The sequence below is a fragment of the Photobacterium kishitanii genome, assembly GCF_003026355.1.
GTDB classification, from domain to species: domain Bacteria; phylum Pseudomonadota; class Gammaproteobacteria; order Enterobacterales; family Vibrionaceae; genus Photobacterium; species Photobacterium kishitanii.
Window position 1 is genome coordinate 100,250 of sequence record NZ_PYON01000007.1, and the last position, 19,085, is coordinate 119,334.

Below are 19,085 nucleotides of genomic sequence, written 5' to 3' on the forward strand. Positions count from 1 at the left end.
AAATAGAGAAAATGTATTTTATAAACGAAGTCGTTAAGATAATTTATGCTTTTGTAAGGATGAGGATTTTAAAGGGGGAGTATACGTTAAAAAATAGTGTTTTAATCATGAACAATAATGCTTGTACATAAAAAAGGCTGACAATGTCAGCCTTTTTGTTAATCAGTATTCATGCTTACTTAAAAAGAAGGTTATGTTCTTTTGCATAAGCTTCAAATTCAGTGCAACCGCCAATATGGTCTTGATCAACAAAAATTTGAGGCACAGTTTCAACTGGCTTACCTACAGTCTTTTCTAAATCAGCTTTACTGATACCTTCGGCATGGATATCAACGTAGCGGAAGTTAAAATCGTCGCGCTCTTCTTTAATTTTTTCTGCTAGTTCTTTTGCGCGAACACAAAAAGGGCAACCTGGACGACCAAAAATAACAACGAACATAAATTTCTCCTGCATAATTTATAGCTACTATAGCGTGACTGTAGCAATAGCGGAAGAGGGTTTTTTCTGTTAAACCAATAGATAAAAGCGATATCGTTTATGTAAGCATTGATTGTGTCCAAAAAACTAAAAGCCAGATATTTTATCTGGCTTAGTGATAATGCTTAATGAACGTATTTAAAAATCGTAACGAATACCCGCCTGTAATTCATCATCTTTTGCGTCAAGCTGTTGGAATTTATAACCGATGTAAGTACGTAGACTTTTGTTGAATTTATAGAGGCCTTCTAAAGCAAAATAGTCAACTTCGTCTGTAGTGGCATTGTTAGTTTCTGATTGCTGAAAATTGTAAACGCCTCGTGCGGTAAATTGATTAAATGTATATGCTGCTGCCAGCTCATAACCATTTAAGTCAGCATCGCCATGTTTGCCATTAGCGTATGTTGCACCGGCATAGATATTATCGAGTTCATAACTTATTGCGAGGTTAAATTGGTTGGTATCTATATCGGCTCCGTCATTACCATTAACATAGCCTGCACCTAAATTTAATCCAAAAGGAAAGCTATATTGGGCGGCAAAACCAATGCTGTTACTGTCTTTCGTGCCACTGTTATTTTCTGCAATATAGTTTGTAGCAATGGCAAGATTATTAAACTCACCGATATATAAAAAATTATTTTCGCGCTTGTCTTTATTACCATCAACCATCAGTGATCATCACTTGAGCAGAATCTTGTTTACCATATGAAAAGGCACCAAATTGTGAGTCTAATCCGGCATAAAGGTAACGGGTGGTGACAGTGCTATCTTTATTATCTGAAATTTCAGCTTCATATTTACCAAAAGCGGTGAGTTGTTGATTAATTGCAGACTTTCCTTTTAAAGCGAGGCGAGCACGGCTTTTATCTTTAAATTCATTACTGTCGTTATTAATACCTTTATTTTGTTTTGAGATATTAAAACGTGCTTCTGCTCTACCACCCACTTCAATCACAATGTCGTTATTATCATACACCGTTGCCGCGGTTGCAGTTGTTGATAAGCTAGTAAAGATAGCGGCTACCACTGCTGCTTGTTTCATGGTTCATTCCTCGTTAAATCATTATATGGCTTCATTGCCGTTGAACTCTATGCAGCCTATCAATGCGTTATTGCGCTTCTATTGCAGTGAAAAGTCACTTTTATGATATCTGTTTGTTAGTGACTTATTACTACTGTTGCGAGTGAGGATTGATCTTAACGGTGTAGTTATTGAAACAAGCAAAAAATTGTTTGTAATCAATGTTAGGTTAACTTATCTGATTGAATCTAGTTACGTACAATTAACAATAACGGCAATAGTCAGCGTTGATACTTTTATTTAATTGACGTGATTTAGGGTGAGGTAAATAGCCTATGTTTCAGTTTATGACTTCAACACGGATTATTTTTGGTGAAGGTGCTTTGCATGATTCTTTATCGTTACTGAATCAATTTGGTTACAGTGCATTATTAGTCACAGGTCAAGATCAGCAGCGTTCACAGCAGCTTGAGCAATATTTTAAACAGCAGAATATGCGCTATCAACGATTAGTCATTAAAGGCGAACCATTAATTGCGATGATCGAAGAGTCAGCGGCAATGGGGCGTACTTTTTGTCCTGATATGGTTATCGGTATTGGTGGCGGGAGTGTGCTTGATGCTGCGAAATCATTGGCAGCATTAATTCCTAATCAAGGTAGTGTCTATGATTATGTTGATGTTGTTGGGCGTAATGTGCCATTACAAGTTAAATCATTGCCATTTATTGCTATTCCAACAACTGCAGGTACTGGGGCGGAAGTGAGCAAAAGTGCGGTCTTACAATCGGCACAAGAACAAGTGAAAGTTAACTTAAGCAATGCTGAACTTTTTCCTGATTTGGCAATTATTGATCCAACCTTAACTTATGGTATGGATGCTGTGTTATCAGGATACTGCGCTATGGATGCGTTTACTCACCTGATGGAATCTTATGTTTGTAGTGAACCGAATCCATTGACGGATATGATCTGTGAAGAAGGGTTAAAGCGTATTGCAATGTCCATACTCCCAGCTTGTCGAGATGATCATTATCCTTCTCGAAGTAATATTGCTTTTGCTGCAATGCTTGGGGGGATGGCGCGTTCAAACGCTAAATTAGGTGCCGCTCATGGATTAGCATCAGCATTAAGTGGGCGTTTGAATATTCCTCATGGGCTTATAACGGCACAATTATCTCCCTATGTGATGACAGAAAATATTTCAGTAGCGATAGAGTTAGGAAGAAGTGATGTTTTGGCTCGTTATCAAAAATTAGCGGTAATATTAACAATGAATAAGGATGCGAATATTGACGACAGTGTGCGATGGGTAGAAAACATACTAATAAAATTACAGCTGCCATCATTATCTGTTTATGGTTTGTGTAATACCATGTTTGAAGAGGTTGCCGAAGATGCCTTACGTACTAGTGCGATTAAGGGCAACCCATTACCATTAAACCAACAGCGGTTAATCACGATCTTACAGCAAGTGTGCGGCCTGAATTGTCATTATCAAGTGTTATAGTTTGCTAATAGATAGAGTTATTAGAATAGATGTGGTTTATGTTTATGTTGAGTTTTACTGGTTTTACATAAAAAGGTGACTTAGGTTGCTTTTTTTTTATCTCTACATTCGGAAAAAATCGATATTTTCACGACATTTTTAAATTCGCTGTTTTAAGTTATAAAATAATTATATATATTTAATATTATTTCAAATTAAATCGCGAATATTAACGGAATTAAATGTATTTTATATCAGTGGTTTGCGTGTTTTTTTGTGAGTAATTAATGATGATGTAACAGGGTTTTGTTTTTTTAATAATTACTAACAATTTTACGCCTTTAGTATCATAAAGGTTCTTTACATATTTTATACTTTAATAGTGTTTTTTGATTTAGATGCTGTTTTTTGTGATATAGGCATTGATCTGTTTCGCTGGTTACATTAAAATTCGCCGCACATAAATATGCGAAAACATTTTGAAAATTTATCACTTTTGTTGAAAATCCTGTAGGGGAAAAAGATGTCTACGAAACTTGCTAATCCAGCACCATTAGGTCTAATGGGCTTCGGTATGACTACCGTTTTATTAAATATCCATAATGCTGGATTTTTTCCTCTAGACTCTATGATTCTAGCGATGGGTATTTTCTATGGTGGTGTAGGACAAGTCCTTGTCGGCATGATGTGTTTTAAACGTGGTGATACTTTTGGTACAACAGCGTTTACATCTTATGGTTTATTTTGGTTAACCTTAGTTGGCTTAATCGTGCTACCTAAGTTTGGGTTTGCAGCGAGCCCAGCCCCGTTTATGGCGTGGTATTTATTACTATGGGGTGTATTTACAGCCTTTATGTTTATTGGCTCTTTACGTTACCCGCCAGCCAAGCAAGTTATTTTTGGTTCTTTAACGATTCTATTCTTCTTACTTGCGGCTCGAGATTTCACGGGTAGTACAACGATTGGTTTTATTGCTGGTATTGAAGGTATTTTCTGTGGTTTAAGTGCTATCTATTTTGCAATGGCACAAGTGTTAAATGCAGAATATGGCCGTGTGATTTTACCTGTTGGTATCGCACCTAAAGATCGTGAATTACAGCAAGTTGAAGCATAATTTTAATCTGTAACTTGATCTAGCCCTGCTTGTTTTGGCGGGGCTTTTTTATATCTATTGTTTTTGACCTATAAAAAAACCTCGCATTGCGAGGTTTTAATATTGATGTTCTATTTTTTAATGACACATTTCTGGTAAATGTTCAGTATGTTCTTTACGAGTAAAGCACCCATCAGTATCCATATCATTTTCTTTTCTAGAGCTGATTCTAAATTGTGATGGCGTTACATTATATTTGCGTTTGAATGCGTCGCAAAAATAAGCTGCGCTGCCAAAACCAGAACGATTACCTATTTGTGATATTGAGTAATTGGAAAAAGTTAAAAAGTTAAGCGCAAGTCCCATTCGAACATCTAGCAATAGCTGGCTAAACGATACACCTTCTTTTGCTAAGTGGCGACGTAATGTTGATTGGGTAGTAAACAATGCTTTTGCCATATCATCAACGCTCCATTTACGCTGAGGATCTTGGGTTATTAAACGTGCAATAGTACGCTCTTTGGGTTCGTCATAATTAAAACGATAAACATTGAAAACATCAATACCAGTATTATTAAGTGCAATTAAAATGAATACTAAGCACTGGCTCAGCAAAGTTTGCTCCATTGTTGATCCACTAATGCTTGGCAATAGTTGATTAAATAATGCGAAATTTTGCTCAACAATTTCTGATGAATCAATGAGGTAGACAGGTGAGCAATTTGAGGTTGCTAACATTGGTTGTTTTAGAGCACTTATATATTTGAAAGCTTCAGTTATGGCATCTTCATCAATCATTAAGATTTGCAGTTCAATATTCTCTTGACTGTTTAATTGATTAATAGCACAAGAAATATGACTGAATTTAGGTATAGCTAAAATACTATTATTTTTTATATCTATAGTGTGACCATTAATGTGAATATTACCTTCTACATTAGATAACTTCACAATTAAATGATGATCGACATAAAACTCTTTCAGAACAACATGGCTCTGCGAGAGGATACGCTTATATTTCATAGCAGTATTGCTTCTCTATAAAGGGAATAAATCCTTCATTACATATCGTACATCAATGATGTAAAGGGCGATATACGCATCCATGCTAATACTACATTAAGGACAATGAGTATCTTTAAGTGAGTATAGGACTAAAATAAACGAAAGAATAGACACAATTGGTTATATAAAGAGCATAGGAGGGGAGTAATAGTTATATTGATATAATATAGTCATATATCTTAATGCTATTGTATTGCTAGGTAATTATAAATGAATCATGTTGTATATAAATTTGGCTTTTAAAAGGATATTTTGAGCGTAAAACAAAAAAACTATCCGAAGATAGTTTTTTAGTTATAACTAAACAATGTGTTTTAGTTTAGCAAATTACTTTAATGGCTAGGCCACCTTGTGATGTTTCACGGTATTTTGCATTCATGTCTTTACCGGTTTCAAGCATTGTTTCAATCACTTTATCCAGTGATACTCGTGGTGCAGATGAACGACGAAGTGCCATACGAGTAGCATTAATTGCTTTTACTGCTGCAATACCATTACGTTCAATACAAGGAACTTGTACTTGTCCTGCAACGGGGTCACAAGTTAAACCAAGATTATGTTCCATTGCAATTTCAGCAGCCATACATACTTGTTCTGGACTTCCACCCATTAGCTCAGCTAAACCAGCAGCTGCCATTGAACAAGCAACACCAACTTCGCCTTGGCAACCGACTTCAGCACCAGAAATAGACGCATTACGCTTATATAAACCGCCAACAGCACCTGAAGCAGCAAAGTATCGAGTGTATTCTTTTGGTCCAACAGATTGCACAAATTTGTCGTAGTAAGCTAATACTGCTGGAATAATGCCACATGCACCATTTGTTGGAGCCGTTACAACTCGGCCACCAGCCGCGTTTTCTTCATTAACGGCAAAAGCATACATATTAACCCAGTCAACTACTGTCATTGGGTCATTATTTAGCTTTTCAGTGGTGATCAGTTGTTGACGTAATGCCGCAGCACGACGAGGAACACGTAGTGGTCCAGGTAAAATACCTTCTTCATTCATGCCTCGCTCCATACATTCACGCATGGTTTTCCAAATATTAGCGAAGTATGTACTAATTTCATCTTCTGCATTCATTGCACGCTCGTTAGCCATAACAAGTGCACTCACAGATAGACCGTGTTCATTACATTGATCTAACAATTCAGATGCGTAAGAGAATGGGTAAGGAACTTCAACAGTATTTGTTTGTTCTTTACCAAAGTTTTCTTCATCAACAATAAAACCACCACCAATAGAGTAGTAAGTTTTAGAGAAAATAACCTCGTCACCAATCCATGCGTGAATTGACATGCCATTTTCATGCAGAGATAGGTTAGTTGTATGGAAGTTCATACCGCCATCGCGTGGAAAATCAACAGTGTGGCAGTGCATGCCAACAGGAAGACGTTCGGTTTCTTCTACGCGAGAAATAAATCCAGGAATACTATCAATATCAACATGTTCAGGTGAGTTACCTGCAAGACCCATAATGATAGCGATATCAGTGTGGTGTCCCTTGCCCGTTAGAGATAAAGAACCATAAACATCTACAGTAATTTTAGTAACGTCACGTAATTTGCCTAATGCACGCAAGTCATCGATAAACTCTTTACCTGCTTTCATTGGGCCAACAGTGTGTGAACTTGAAGGACCTACACCAATTTTGAAAATATCGAAAATACTGATCATGTTATTACCTAAGTCAAGGGGAGGCGATTCTGCCTACGGCAAGACTGTTATTCATTGATATCCTCGCTCCTTCCTTGGCGAGCGCACTTAAACTAAAAGAGTAATGATGCTCGAAGCGCCTTTACTCTTAAGTATCGTATATTTTACGTCATTTGTGCTAGTAAACACCATGAGTACTAGCACAAATTTTTGCTTTGATGCGATTAATTATTCGCATTTGGTACATTTTTAATAGTTATATTAAAAAGCACCGTAAATGACAGAAGTGATTGCTGCGATACCACATAAAACAGTGAAGACACGAGCAAATACTGATGTTTTGTATTTAGCCATTGCTGGTACTGTTTGCATTGCGATAACGGGTAGTAAGAACAAAATACCAGCAATCATTGGTGCGCCCATTGTTTCAATCATACCTAGGATGCTTGGGTTGATGATAGCGACAATCCACGTTGTGATAACAATGAAAGCAAGTGAGATTTTTTCAATGTTAGCAATTGGCATCTTAGAGCGAGATTTTGCTAGACCAACTAGACCTTCATGTGCACCAAGGAAGTGACCAAAGTAGCTTGAAGTAATGGCAGCAAATGCAACCAGTGGACCTAAGTAAGAAATCGCTGGTGAATCTTTAACGTTAGCTAAGTATGAAAGTACTGAAATATTTTGCTCTTTTGCCATGTTTAGTTGCTCAGGTGTCATTGAAAGCACTACTGAGAAAACAAAGAACATAACAAAGCCCATTAGCATCATTGCTGCACCGCCAGTGATCATGTCGGTTTTCTTAACCGCTTCATCACCGTAGATACGACGTTGTTCTTTAGCAAACTGGCTAATAACTGGGCTGTGGTTAAACGAGAACACAATAATTGGAATTGCTAGCCAAATAATTTTAGGCATTGCAGACCAATCAGCTTCTGTCTGTATCATTGACATGTTCCAGTCAGGGATAAGGTATACAGAAAGAATCAATAGAATAATTACTAGTGGGTAAACCATTGCTGATGTTGCTTTCAGCATTAATTCTTTACCAAACACTACACCTGCAGTCATAAGTGCAATCAATACACCTGATAGTAACCAGCGAGGGATTGACTCCATACCTAGTTGGTTAACCATGAATGAGTCGACAGTGTTTGTGATACCGACACCATAAATTAATACGATAGGGTAGATAGCAAAGAAGTAAGCAAAGGTAATTAGGTTTGCGCCTGTTTTACCGTAATGCTCTTCTACAGTATCTGTAATATCAGCATTTGGATTTTTTGATGATAATACAAAACGCGCCAAACTTTTATGTGCGAACCAAGTCATTGGTGCCGCGATAAGAGCAAGAATAACTAGCGGCCAGAAACCGCCCGCACCCGCTTTAATTGGTAAGAATAGAACACCGGCACCTACTGCAGTACCAAACAGAGAAAGAGCCCATGTGAAATCTTTATAGGTCCATCTGGTTTTTGTCGCACCGGTTGCTGACGCTGATGCTGTCGATGTATTTTGCATGCTGTGATATCCAATAAAAGGGAACGGAACGGAATATAGGAACGGGCGCATTGTCGCTATTTATTGGGGGAACACAAGGATAAAGATCTCGTTCTGTAATACGAAGATTTTGTGATACAAATAAACAAGACCTGCATCACATAAATTGGCTTGTAAGATTAAAGTAAAGCGTCTAACTGGTTATTTTTTATCTTGCCAAATTTGGTTGGATAATAGTTTAATCATCTGTGCTGTTGCGCCCCATATGGAATAATTATTATAAGGTATTGCATAAACACGGTGGAATTCGCCTCGAAGGTGGAACTGATGAGACTTAATATTTTTAGGATCAAGTAGGTAATTGAGTGGCACTTCAAAGATAGCATCAACCTCGCCAGGGTCAGGTTTAGCACTATAGTTACTGTCAATGGTTGAGATAAAGGGAGTAACAATATAGCCACTGGTCGTTGCTAGTGGTGTTAATTGACCGATAACATTATTACGTTGGCAAACAATCCCTGTTTCTTCATAAGTTTCACGCAATGCTGTTGTGATCAGATCGTTATCAGATGTTTCAAAACGACCACCGGGGAATGCTATTTGCCCCGGATGGTGTTTTAGATGTTCAGCACGGCGGGTTAATACGACATTAAAGCCTTGTTCTCGAGGAACGAGTGGAATGAGAACGGCAGCGGGTTTGAAATGAATATCATCGCTAAAGTGATGATCAATTCTTCGCCTATGGCTCGCGTCGTACTGTTGACTTGGTGCCATAAGAAACCGAGTTAGAATTTGCTGCTGTTCACCCATAAAGCCTCCATTTACAACTTTTTCACTAAATTTAGCGTTATTATAAGGTTGGCAGAATTTTACTCAATTTGTCGAGAGTTTCTTGATATTCACTCTCGGCATTGCTATCAGCGACAATTCCACCGCCTGCCCATGCGTATAAACGATGCTGATAGGCGACCAATGTGCGAATTGCAATATTAGTATCCATGGTGCCACAACGACTGATATAGCCAATACTACCGCAATAGATACTGCGTCGATTAGGTTCTAGTTCTTCTATAATTTCCATTGCTCTAACTTTAGGCGCTCCGGTAATCGAACCGCCAGGGAAGCAAGCACGTATTAAATCCGTGGCTGAATAATTACTGGCTAGTTGACCAGTAACAGTGCTGACTAAGTGGTGTACTGCTGGAAAGCTTTCAATGGCAAATAGTGCCGGTACACGAACGCTCCCAGGTACGGCTACTCGGCCAATATCATTGCGCAGTAGATCTACAATCATCACATTCTCAGCCCGATCTTTGGGGGCTTGCTGAAGCGCCAGTGCATTCGCTGCATCTTCAATGGTATCAGAACTACGAGGACGAGTGCCTTTGATTGGCTTTGTTTCAATATCAGATTGATTTAATTGTAAAAAACGCTCTGGTGATACTGAGAGTATGGCGCCGTTATCGGTGCGAATAAAACTGGAAAAAGGCGCGCCATTTGCTGTTTCTAAACGGCAATAAGCTTGCCATTCATCACCTTGATAGTGGGCACTGAATCGTTGTGCAAGATTGATTTGATAGCAATCTCCCGACAATAGATACGACTGTATAGTGTTAAATTTGTTGCAATAATCCTCTTTAGTCATATTTGATGACCATGAAGATGTTAATTGGAATGTCGTATTATAGTTACTTTTTTGTGATGTTGATGATGATTTAGTTTGGGATTGTTGTTGTGTTAACCACGCTAGACGGTGACTATTTTTAGGTTCAATCAGCCATGATTGTTGTAATTGATGATCGACAATCAACGCCCAATCATAAAGACCAACAGCCATTTCAGGTAATGGAATATCATGAGTCGCTGTGGTGGCTATTTTTTCTACTCGACGGCCTAAATCATAGCTAAAATACCCTAGCGTTCCGCCAATAAATGGCAAATCTATGAGTGTGCTAAGTGGTGGTAATAACTCACTTTGTAGGGTATTAATGACCTTAAAAGGATCATCGGTAGTGGTACGTTGGTCACCATTTGAAAACTTAATATAAGTTGTATCATTTTGTGTCTCAATAGTGGCTAAAGGATCGGCAACTAAAATATCATAACGATTATCTGGGTGCGTTGTTGCTGCCGAACGTAATATCATTGCCCATGGCAACCCCGATAATGGTGTAAACCATGAAAGAGCGGCATCTTTTGAGTAGGGTAATGAGGTAATGCTTAATTCTGGATGTGATTTACAAATCATTTTCTTTTTTGTGACAAGAGGTTTAATTGGCGCATAGCGCAATGTTATAGGCAAGAGTATCATATTCAGAGAAAGACGCCCAAGATTGAACAGCGTTATTTGGCTGTTTAAGACCCCTACAATTTGGAAGATTTAAATCGGGCGCCATGGAATGATAATACTTAACGAGGGTAATTATGACCATCATCCGTAAAGAAGATGTAATTAGTAGTGTCGCCGATGCTTTACAATATATTTCTTATTACCATCCTTTGGACTTTATTCAAGCATTAGAAAAAGCTTATAACAAAGAACAGAGTCAAGCTGCGAAAGATGCTATTGCCCAAATTTTAATTAATTCTCGTATGTCAGCTGAAGGTCGTCGACCGATATGTCAAGATACGGGCATTGTTACATGCTTTGTTAAAATTGGCATGAATGTGCAGTGGGATAGTGATTTAACAGTGCAACAAATGATTGATGAGGGGGTGCGTCAAGCATACACCAACGCTGATAATCCATTGCGTGCATCTGTTGTTGCTGATCCTGCTGGGACGCGTAAGAATACAAAAGACAATGCTCCTGCCGTTGTGCATGTAGAGATGGTTACGGGAAATAAAGTTGAAATTCAAATCGCAGCTAAAGGTGGCGGTTCTGAGAATAAAACTAAAATGGTAATGCTTAATCCTTCTGATGATGTTGCCGAGTGGGTAGAAAAAACAGTGCCATTAATGGGGGCGGGTTGGTGTCCTCCTGGTATGTTAGGCATAGGCATTGGTGGTACCGCTGAAAAAGCAGCAGTACTTGCTAAAGAGTCATTGATGGAAGCCGTTGATATCCATGAATTACAACAACGTGGTGCTAAAACAACAGAAGAAGCATTACGATTAGATATTTATGATCGTGTCAATAAATTAGGCATTGGTGCACAAGGTTTAGGTGGTTTAACCACTGTGCTTGATGTGAAAATTAAAAGTGCGCCAACGCATGCGGCGTCTAAGCCTGTATGTATGATCCCTAATTGCGCAGCAACACGTCATGTTCACTTTACTCTTGATGGCAATGGCCCTGCTGAGTTAACTCCGCCGAAACTAAGCGATTGGCCGCAAGTAACATGGGAAGTAGGTGATAATGTGCGTCGGGTTAATCTTGATAATATTACTAAAGCTGATGTGCAAGAGTGGCGTTCAGGCGAAACCGTATTATTGTCAGGTAAGATCTTAACGGGCCGTGATGCGGCACATAAACGCATTCAAGAAATGCTAAGTAATGGTGAAGGTCTTCCTGAAGGGGTTGATTTCACTAATCGCTTTATTTATTACGTTGGCCCCGTTGATGCTGTACGTGATGAAGTTGTTGGGCCTGCTGGGCCGACGACATCAACCCGGATGGATAAATTTACTGAAATGATGCTAGGTGAAGCGGGTCTTACAGGCATGATCGGCAAGGCTGAACGTGGACCGGCAACCATTGAATCAATTAAGCAACACAAAGCCGTTTATTTAATGGCGGTTGGTGGTGCAGCATATCTGGTTGCGAAAGCCATTAAAAAAGCACGTGTAGTTGCTTTTGCTGATTTAGGTATGGAAGCAATTTATGAGTTCGAAGTTGAAGATATGCCCGTGACTGTTGCGGTTGATGCGGAGGGAGTAAATGCCCATCAAACTGGCCCAGATACATGGCGAGTTAATATTGCTGAAATGACCCAATAACTTGTTAACTTGTTAGTATAAAAAAGGCTTCCAATCATACGATATGGAAGCCTTTTTAATGAAAAGGCGTTAGTGAGTTAGTCTCTTAAGCGGTTACTTTCCAAGTCATCATTTCACCTGCTTTAATTGGCACAACGCTATCACTGCCAAATTGCATTTCGTCAGCGACTTTCCACGCATCTTTAGTCAGTGTAATCGTATCTGCATTACGTGGCAGGCCATAAAAGTCTGCACCATTAAAACTCGCAAAGGCTTCTAATTTATCTAATGCGCCTGCTTGCTCAAATACTTCAGCATATAATTCAATTGCTGCATGAGCAGTGTAAGATCCAGCACAACCACAAGCTGCTTCTTTACGGCCTTTTGCATGTGGTGCGCTGTCTGTTCCTAAGAAGAACTTCGCATTACCACTGGTTGCTGCGGTGATTAAGGCTTGCTGGTGGGTGTTACGTTTTAAAATCGGTAAGCAATAAAAATGAGGGCGAATACCACCCACTAACATATGATTACGATTGAACATTAAATGATGAGCGGTAATGGTTGCACCAACATTTGGACCTGCATTAGTAACAAACTCAACTGCATCAGCGGTAGTGATATGCTCTAGTACGATTTTCAGTGTCGTAAATTCAGCAACAATTGGTACTAATACGGTCTCTAAAAAGGCTTTTTCACGATCGAAAATATCAACATCATTATGTGTTACTTCACCGTGAATAAGTAATGGCATACCGACTTGTTGCATGGCTTCTAATGCTGGGCGAATATTATCAATTGAAGTGACGCCTGAATCAGAATTAGTGGTCGCCCCTGCAGGGTAAAGCTTCGCGGCGTAAACATGACCAGTTGCTTTGGCTTTCTTAATCTCTTCAGCAGATGTGTTATCTGTCAGGTAGATAACCATGAGTGGTGTGAAAGTAGAAGCAGGCTGCGCCGCTAAAATACGATCTCGGTAAGAAATAGCTGATTTAGTATCGATAACAGGAGGGATCAAATTAGGCATGATAATCGCACGGCCCATGTAACGGCTAATATCTCTAACCGTATCTTTTAATACATCGCCATCACGTAAATGTGTGTGCCAATCATCAGGACGAGTAATCGTTAACGTTGTCATTTTGTTTCCCTACCAAAAAATTTGTCCGATTCTAAAAGTATCAGTGAGCTAAGTAAAGGTCATTAATTAAACAATTGGCTTGATTGTTTAATTAAAAGGCAATCGTTTGCCAAAAGAGTATTAATAAGGGCAAAATAATCCCTTTATTGATATCGGGGTGGGATGTTGCACTGTTATTACTAGTAGTATGATTATTGGAAGATTGTGTCATTGATATTCTCGCTTGAAGTTAGAAAAAAGCTGCGAGAAATGCGATATATTACTGGCTGAGCATTACTCACAGCCAGATAGTAAAACACTACCGGCCGAGTGGCAGCAGCACATTGAGGAGCCAAATAAAAGTCGTTTAAAAATAAATAATTAACCTGCTTTTAATGTCTAAATTTAACTTACGTGAGAATAGAATTGCTTACAAGTAATTAATTGACCGTATCTATAGTCATACATGATAAGTGGATAAACTGCTCGCTAATAAAGTCAAGAAAGATTCGTTGGCGATAGGGCATATTGAGATTAGGCAGGTATTGCATAAAGACTTCTCCCTGATAGTTATCAAGAATATTCCAGTCAGAAAGCACGGACGTTAAGATACCAGATTGTAAGGATTTCTTGGCGACAAAAACAGGTAATACCGCAATCCCTAAATTTTGCAAAGCAGCTTCTAAACGCATTTCCGTATGATTTGCAACATAACGACCATTTACCGTTACTGTTACTTGTTCATTATTAGATTTAAATCGCCACTGGTTATCCGTTATGGTTTCACCCAAATAAATACAGTCGTGTGATAGTAATTGCTGTGGGTGAGTCGGAGTCCCTTTAGCCGATAAATAGTGCGGTGTTGCGCATAATACCATTTGGTTTGTCGCTAACTTTTTTGCCACTAAGTTATTTTGTGGGTTATTGGTCAGAGTAAACACAATATCAACATCGTGATAAATAGGATCAATAGGTTTATCTGTGACTTGGATTTTTAGTTTAATCTTAGGGTATTTATCCACAAACGCTAATAGCATCGGTTGCAGAACTTGACGACAAAATGCTTTTGGTGCCGAGATTGTTAATTGCCCATCAACGCGTTGAGCTTGCTGCCCTGAAAGGTTAATTACCTCTTGAGCATTATGCAGAATATTCTTGCCATATTGGTAGACTTCAAGACCTGCCGCAGTAATCGTTTGATTACGAGTGCTACGTTTAATTAACTGCACGTTTAACTCTTTTTCTAATCGACTGAGCTGACGGCTAATACCGGATGGAGTCACCCCTAAATTTTTAGCGGCTGAACTGAAAGTTTTTGACTCTACAATAGTAACAAATGCTGCGATATCAGGCAGTAATTGAATAATTTTATTCTTGTCCATGAGTCACAAATCCTTTGCTTCTTGGGGGTATTATCAATATCAAGTCAAACATATACCATTCATTCTTACAAGAAAAGTGACTAAATCAGTGTAAGAAAGGATGTGTAAATGGAACAAGTTGAGCAGAATAAAAGCGTATTTTTAAATACATCGTTAATAGCAACAACAGGCGTATTGGCTGCCGCTGTATTTTGGGGGACAAGTTTTGGTGTTGCCAAAGAATCTATGCTCTATACTGGCGTATTGATGTTTTTGGTTATTCGTTTTTGTTGTACACTTTTAGTGATATTTCCCTTCGTTGTCAAAAAGCTAAATAGACAAGTTTGGCGACAATTAGCGCCTACAGGAGGGGTTTTAAGTGTTATTTATTTAGCTGAAAGCTATGGTTTGAAATACACTGCGGCTTCTAATGCAGCTTTTCTTATTAGTCTTTTTATTATCTTTACTCCTGCTGTTGATGCGTTGTTTAATCGCCATAAGCTGACGGTTACAGATTTATTTGCTGGATGTATTGCGATTGCTGGTGTGTGGTTATTAGTTGGGGATAGCCTTAATACGGTAACGTTCAATATCGGTAATATTTTAATTTTGATTGCTGCGTTGGGACGTGCAGCTTTTGTTGTGACGACTAAAAAGAAAATGAATAAACAACATTGCGATCCTATGGTTGCAACATTTATCCAATTATCAGTGGTAACAGCAGTTTGTATTGGCTTATTGATTTTTACGGTTCCTGCTGATCAATTCATAATACCTAGTGCACCAGAGTTTTGGTTGTATATTAGCTACCTTGTTATTTTTTGTACCTTGTTTGCTTTTTATTTTCAAAACTATGGGGTGAAACATACAAGTCCAACTCAAGTCTCTTTTTTATTGGGATTAGAACCTGTATTTGGTGGTTTGTTTGCACATTGGTGGTTAGGTGAACAATTTGAACAGCTTCAATGGGTGGGAGCCGGAATGATTGTATTGGCTGCAATGTTTATTTCATTTAGACCAAAGAAATACTCACCGATATAAATACCGGTGAGTGGTGGGGTTATAACTTAAATCGACTGACTAGCGTATTTTGTTCAGTCGCTAAATGTTCGAGTTTCACACTGGTATCGGCCATTTCTTCCATGGCGTTATAACTGTTGTCAGCAATATGACTAATATCTTCTAAGCTACGAGCAATTTCGGTTGTAGTACAACGTTGTTCTTCTGCTGCTTGTGCTATTTGACTGCTCATATCACTAATATCAATAATAATAGCTTGAATTTCTTCCATTGAACTATTGGCATTGGATGCTTGACCAATACTGTTATCCATTTCAGTCACACAACTTTGCATCATGTCCATTGCTTGGCCTGAACTGGTTTGCAGGTTTTTGATCATTGCTTCAATTTCAGCAGTAGAATCAGTTGTACGTTTAGCTAACACTCGTACTTCATCGGCAACAACCGCGAATCCACGTCCTTGTTCTCCGGCTCTTGCGGCTTCAATTGCAGCATTAAGGGCTAATAAGTTAGTTTGATCAGCAATATTTCGAATAACATCCAAAATTGAACCAATGTTACTACTCATTTTTTGTAGCTGCTCAACGGCTTGTACCGATTCATCTAGGCGGCTAGAAAGTTGGTGGGCGGTATTGATATTACTGGTCATAACCTCTCGACCAGCCGCTGATGCTTGTTCTACCTCATTAACCCGTTCCATGGTGAGCTGGGCACTTTTTGAAACATCTGTGACTGAATGCTCCATTTCAACCATTGCTGTTGCTGCAGAGGCTGTTTGTTGACGTTGACTGTTTAAGCGAAGCTTAGCTTCTGCTGTCGTTGCATGATTTTCAGTGGCAACAGTGCTTAATTCTGATGATGCATGGCTAATTTGACTTAATATTTGTTGTAAATTTTGAGCGAGCATATTGATGTGATGACTGAGCTGGCTAAACTCAATGAAATTACTATTTTCAGTGCGTTGAGTCATATTACCTGCAGTTAGTGCCTCTAATGTGTTTAACATTGCCATCAACGGGCGACGTACACAGCGAGCTAAATACCAGCCGACAATGATAGCTAAAAAGATTACCGCGACACCGATGATAGTGGCTTTTGTCACTACGTCTGTATAGGTTTTGTTGGCAGTAGTAATGGTGTGGTTCATTTGATTATTAGCTTGTTTATTAAAGCTACCAACAATCTCCATTGCTTGATTAATTTCTTTGGCTAAAGTAGCAATATTGTTATACAGGCGGTGCTGTGCCTGAATATATTCAAAATGTTGGTCAAGCACACCGCCAGTACGACCAATATCAAGGCCATATTGTTCTACGGATAGACCAAATGCTGGTTTTAATTCAGGTTGTAATACAGATAAAGAGCGGAAGGCGTTTTTAAGATGATTAACGCTGATCTTATTACTTTTAATTGCCTTTTCAATAACGGCTGTGTCGTCAGAGGCTAACGCGTCGAGGGTAATAGTCTCTGTTTCTTTTAATTTTTCAAAGTAATTTTTTGATAGCATTTTAACCGCAAGGTTATCTTGCTCGTTAATAAATTCCTTCATGCCAATATTGAGTTGTGTTTGTAGTTGTTGAAATTGGCGTGAAGATTGTTGGCGATCATTAGCGGTAAGCAGTAATAAACGATAGTTTGTCATTGCTGTCGTGGCTTCAGAAAAATAGCGTTGTTCTAATGCTGTTAAAGCCTGAATAGATTGTGTTAATTGTGGATTATTTTTCGTAACGTGTTCAAGTTGATTGCGAGCTTGTTGAAAAATATTGGTTTGTTTTTCAAATTCAGTGCTATAGGTTGCCATTGCTTGGGGATCTTGGCTGGTTAGATAATCTTTGAATATCTTATCTGCGACCAGTAGCTGTACGCTGACATTATTTGAAACTGAAACTAGGGGTAAGGCATCGGCAGTAATTGATTTTAATTGATTGTGAATACGACCTACACCATCAAGCATGAATATAATGGTGACGACAAATAATGCTACTAAGATAGCAAAGCCTAAGTACATACGACGTATGACTGAGGTTTGAGGTGTTTTTTTCATAATATCCCTAATTTCATAAAAGCTGATAACTTTGTACTTAATAATTAAAATTTCTTTATTACAGTTACAGCAAGTGCCAAATCGATCATTAATGGTGATTGATAGTGTTGTTATAATTGATATTTCTAATGTTACGTCAGTTTGATTTATCTATCGACGCGAACTTCAAACTCTTGACTCTTTGAAGAGGGCATTGGTAAATATTTTGACCGTTGTTGCAAAAATAACGGTAAAAGATGAAATGAGGCACGAAAAAAGTGTTTAAAACGATGTTCAATATTGCCCTACTCACCTTGGTAGCGCATACTCAACCGAGAATACATTTAAGCTGATTATTTAATGGAGTCAGGTATGGCTGAAGAAACTATTTTTAGTAAGATCATTCGTAAAGAAATTCCAGCAGACGTTTTATATCAAGATGAGTTAGTAACTGCATTTCGTGATATTAACCCTCGAGCGCCAAGCCATATTCTTATTATTCCAAATAAATTGTTGCCAACGGTTAATGACGTTGAAGCAGAAGATGAGTTAATGATGGGGCGCATGTTTACTGTTGCACGTAAGCTAGCAGAAAGTGAAGGTGTTGCAGAAGATGGATACCGTTTGATTGTTAATTGCAATCCTTTTGGTGGCCAAGAAGTTTATCATATTCATATGCACTTATTAGGCGGTCGTCCATTAGGGCCAATGGTTGTAAGTTAAATAAGTGGTAAATTCTTAGCATGAAGTTGCAATAGAATGTATTGATAATAAAGCTTGAGTATGACAGTGCTAATTCATCAATAGTGATTAGCAATAAGTCACTCAAGCTTTTTTCATTCTTAGAGTAAACTTATAAAATAATGCTGATGAGTAATCCCATTGAAATTTAGGAGGCTACAGCCTAGCTGTATACGAATGTAGCATGAAGTATATATCTGCGTTGTCGATATTGTTGGTCATACTCGTTACGGGATGTAGCGGAATAACAATGCCAGGGATTAGCCTTGATAAGGGTAATCATCAGGTTGTCATCGGTAATACGACATTAGCCAGTAAGCTTAAGTTTAGCCACTCACAAACAGATCTGCGTGATGGTTATTTGCATGCTTCTGTTGAGGTCATGAATAAAACTGACGCAGCCATATCATTGAACTATCGTTTTTATTGGTATGATGCTAACGGTTTAGAGATAAATCATCCAACGTCAATCTCATGTACGCTGACAATTAAGCCTAATCAAATATTGTTATTGCAAGCATTGGCACCTAGTACAGCAGCTACGCAATACCGTATTGTTGTGCATGATATAAATAACTAAGCTAGATAGAGAAATTTA

At 38.5% G+C, this 19,085-nt stretch carries 15 protein-coding genes and 1 pseudogene; 6 read left to right on the forward strand and 10 right to left on the reverse strand.

Translation table 11 applies throughout. The annotated features are described in order from the left end of the window. Positions 1-175 precede the first annotated feature (175 nt). Together C0W29_RS10055 and C0W29_RS10060 are read right to left on the reverse strand one after the other, a co-directional pair. Positions 176-439: a GrxA family glutaredoxin gene (locus tag C0W29_RS10055; RefSeq protein ID WP_036795265.1), complete on the reverse strand. Its 264-nt coding sequence runs from the start codon at positions 437-439 to the stop codon at positions 176-178. 177 nt (positions 440-616) lie between these two features. Then, positions 617-1,523 (reverse strand): annotated as a pseudogene (locus C0W29_RS10060) (porin). 314 nt (positions 1,524-1,837) lie between these two features. Here C0W29_RS10060 and C0W29_RS10065 point away from each other — a divergent pair. Both C0W29_RS10065 and C0W29_RS10070 read left to right on the forward strand, forming a co-directional pair. Next, positions 1,838-3,010 (forward strand): iron-containing alcohol dehydrogenase, encoded by a 1,173-nt coding sequence (locus C0W29_RS10065; protein ID WP_045041578.1) that lies wholly within the window; start codon positions 1,838-1,840, stop codon positions 3,008-3,010. 502 nt (positions 3,011-3,512) lie between these two features. Next, complete coding sequence (locus C0W29_RS10070; RefSeq protein WP_036795262.1) at positions 3,513-4,103, forward strand: acetate uptake transporter; 591 nt, start codon at positions 3,513-3,515, stop codon at positions 4,101-4,103. A gap of 117 nt (positions 4,104-4,220) precedes the next feature. Here the strand turns inward: C0W29_RS10070 and C0W29_RS10075 are convergent, their stop codons facing one another. The 5 genes from C0W29_RS10075 to pabB all read right to left on the reverse strand — a co-directional run bounded on the left by C0W29_RS10075 (position 4,221) and on the right by pabB (position 10,555). Then, positions 4,221-5,105, reverse strand: coding sequence for a helix-turn-helix transcriptional regulator (locus C0W29_RS10075; RefSeq protein ID WP_045044372.1), 885 nt, complete (start codon positions 5,103-5,105; stop codon positions 4,221-4,223). 361 nt (positions 5,106-5,466) lie between these two features. Then, entirely contained in the window at positions 5,467-6,828 is a 1,362-nt protein-coding gene (locus C0W29_RS10080; protein ID WP_036795258.1) for an L-serine ammonia-lyase, read from the reverse strand. Between the two features lie 240 nt (positions 6,829-7,068). Beyond that, on the reverse strand, positions 7,069-8,328 hold the full coding sequence (locus tag C0W29_RS10085; protein WP_045044373.1) for an aromatic amino acid transport family protein: 1,260 nt from the start codon (positions 8,326-8,328) through the stop codon (positions 7,069-7,071). A gap of 180 nt (positions 8,329-8,508) precedes the next feature. Then, positions 8,509-9,117 carry a CoA pyrophosphatase gene (locus C0W29_RS10090; protein WP_045044374.1) on the reverse strand — a complete coding sequence of 203 codons (609 nt, stop codon included), beginning with the start codon at positions 9,115-9,117 and terminating at the stop codon, positions 8,509-8,511. 40 nt (positions 9,118-9,157) lie between these two features. Further along, positions 9,158-10,555, reverse strand: coding sequence for an aminodeoxychorismate synthase component 1 (gene pabB, locus C0W29_RS10095; RefSeq protein WP_045044375.1), 1,398 nt, complete (start codon positions 10,553-10,555; stop codon positions 9,158-9,160). 176 nt (positions 10,556-10,731) lie between these two features. Here pabB and C0W29_RS10100 point away from each other — a divergent pair, with 176 nt between their 5' ends. Beyond that, the gene (locus C0W29_RS10100; RefSeq protein ID WP_045044376.1) at positions 10,732-12,246 is read left to right on the forward strand and encodes a fumarate hydratase; all 1,515 of its coding nucleotides are present in this window, start codon (positions 10,732-10,734) and stop codon (positions 12,244-12,246) included. Positions 12,247-12,331: 85 nt separating this feature from the next. Here the strand turns inward: C0W29_RS10100 and pyrC are convergent, their stop codons facing one another. Beyond that, positions 12,332-13,363: a dihydroorotase gene (pyrC, locus tag C0W29_RS10105; RefSeq protein ID WP_045044377.1), complete on the reverse strand. Its 1,032-nt coding sequence runs from the start codon at positions 13,361-13,363 to the stop codon at positions 12,332-12,334. Positions 13,364-13,782: 419 nt separating this feature from the next. Then, a complete protein-coding gene (locus C0W29_RS10110; RefSeq protein ID WP_045044378.1) occupies positions 13,783-14,724 on the reverse strand; it encodes a LysR family transcriptional regulator in 942 nt (313 codons plus the stop codon). A 108-nt stretch (positions 14,725-14,832) separates the two neighbouring features. Here C0W29_RS10110 and C0W29_RS10115 point away from each other — a divergent pair, with 108 nt between their 5' ends. After that, positions 14,833-15,744, forward strand: a complete 912-nt coding sequence (locus C0W29_RS10115; protein WP_052671542.1) for a DMT family transporter — start codon at positions 14,833-14,835, stop codon at positions 15,742-15,744. Positions 15,745-15,763: 19 nt separating this feature from the next. On the opposite strand, the gene C0W29_RS10120 is transcribed toward C0W29_RS10115, so the two are convergent. Beyond that, complete coding sequence (locus tag C0W29_RS10120) at positions 15,764-17,767, reverse strand: methyl-accepting chemotaxis protein (protein WP_045044379.1); 2,004 nt, start codon at positions 17,765-17,767, stop codon at positions 15,764-15,766. 351 nt (positions 17,768-18,118) lie between these two features. Here C0W29_RS10120 and hinT point away from each other — a divergent pair, with 351 nt between their 5' ends. Then, on the forward strand, positions 18,119-18,469 hold the full coding sequence (gene hinT / locus C0W29_RS10125; protein WP_036795245.1) for a purine nucleoside phosphoramidase: 351 nt from the start codon (positions 18,119-18,121) through the stop codon (positions 18,467-18,469). A 202-nt stretch (positions 18,470-18,671) separates the two neighbouring features. Further along, positions 18,672-19,067: a YcfL family protein gene (locus tag C0W29_RS10130; protein ID WP_045041570.1), complete on the forward strand. Its 396-nt coding sequence runs from the start codon at positions 18,672-18,674 to the stop codon at positions 19,065-19,067. Positions 19,068-19,085 lie beyond the last annotated feature (18 nt).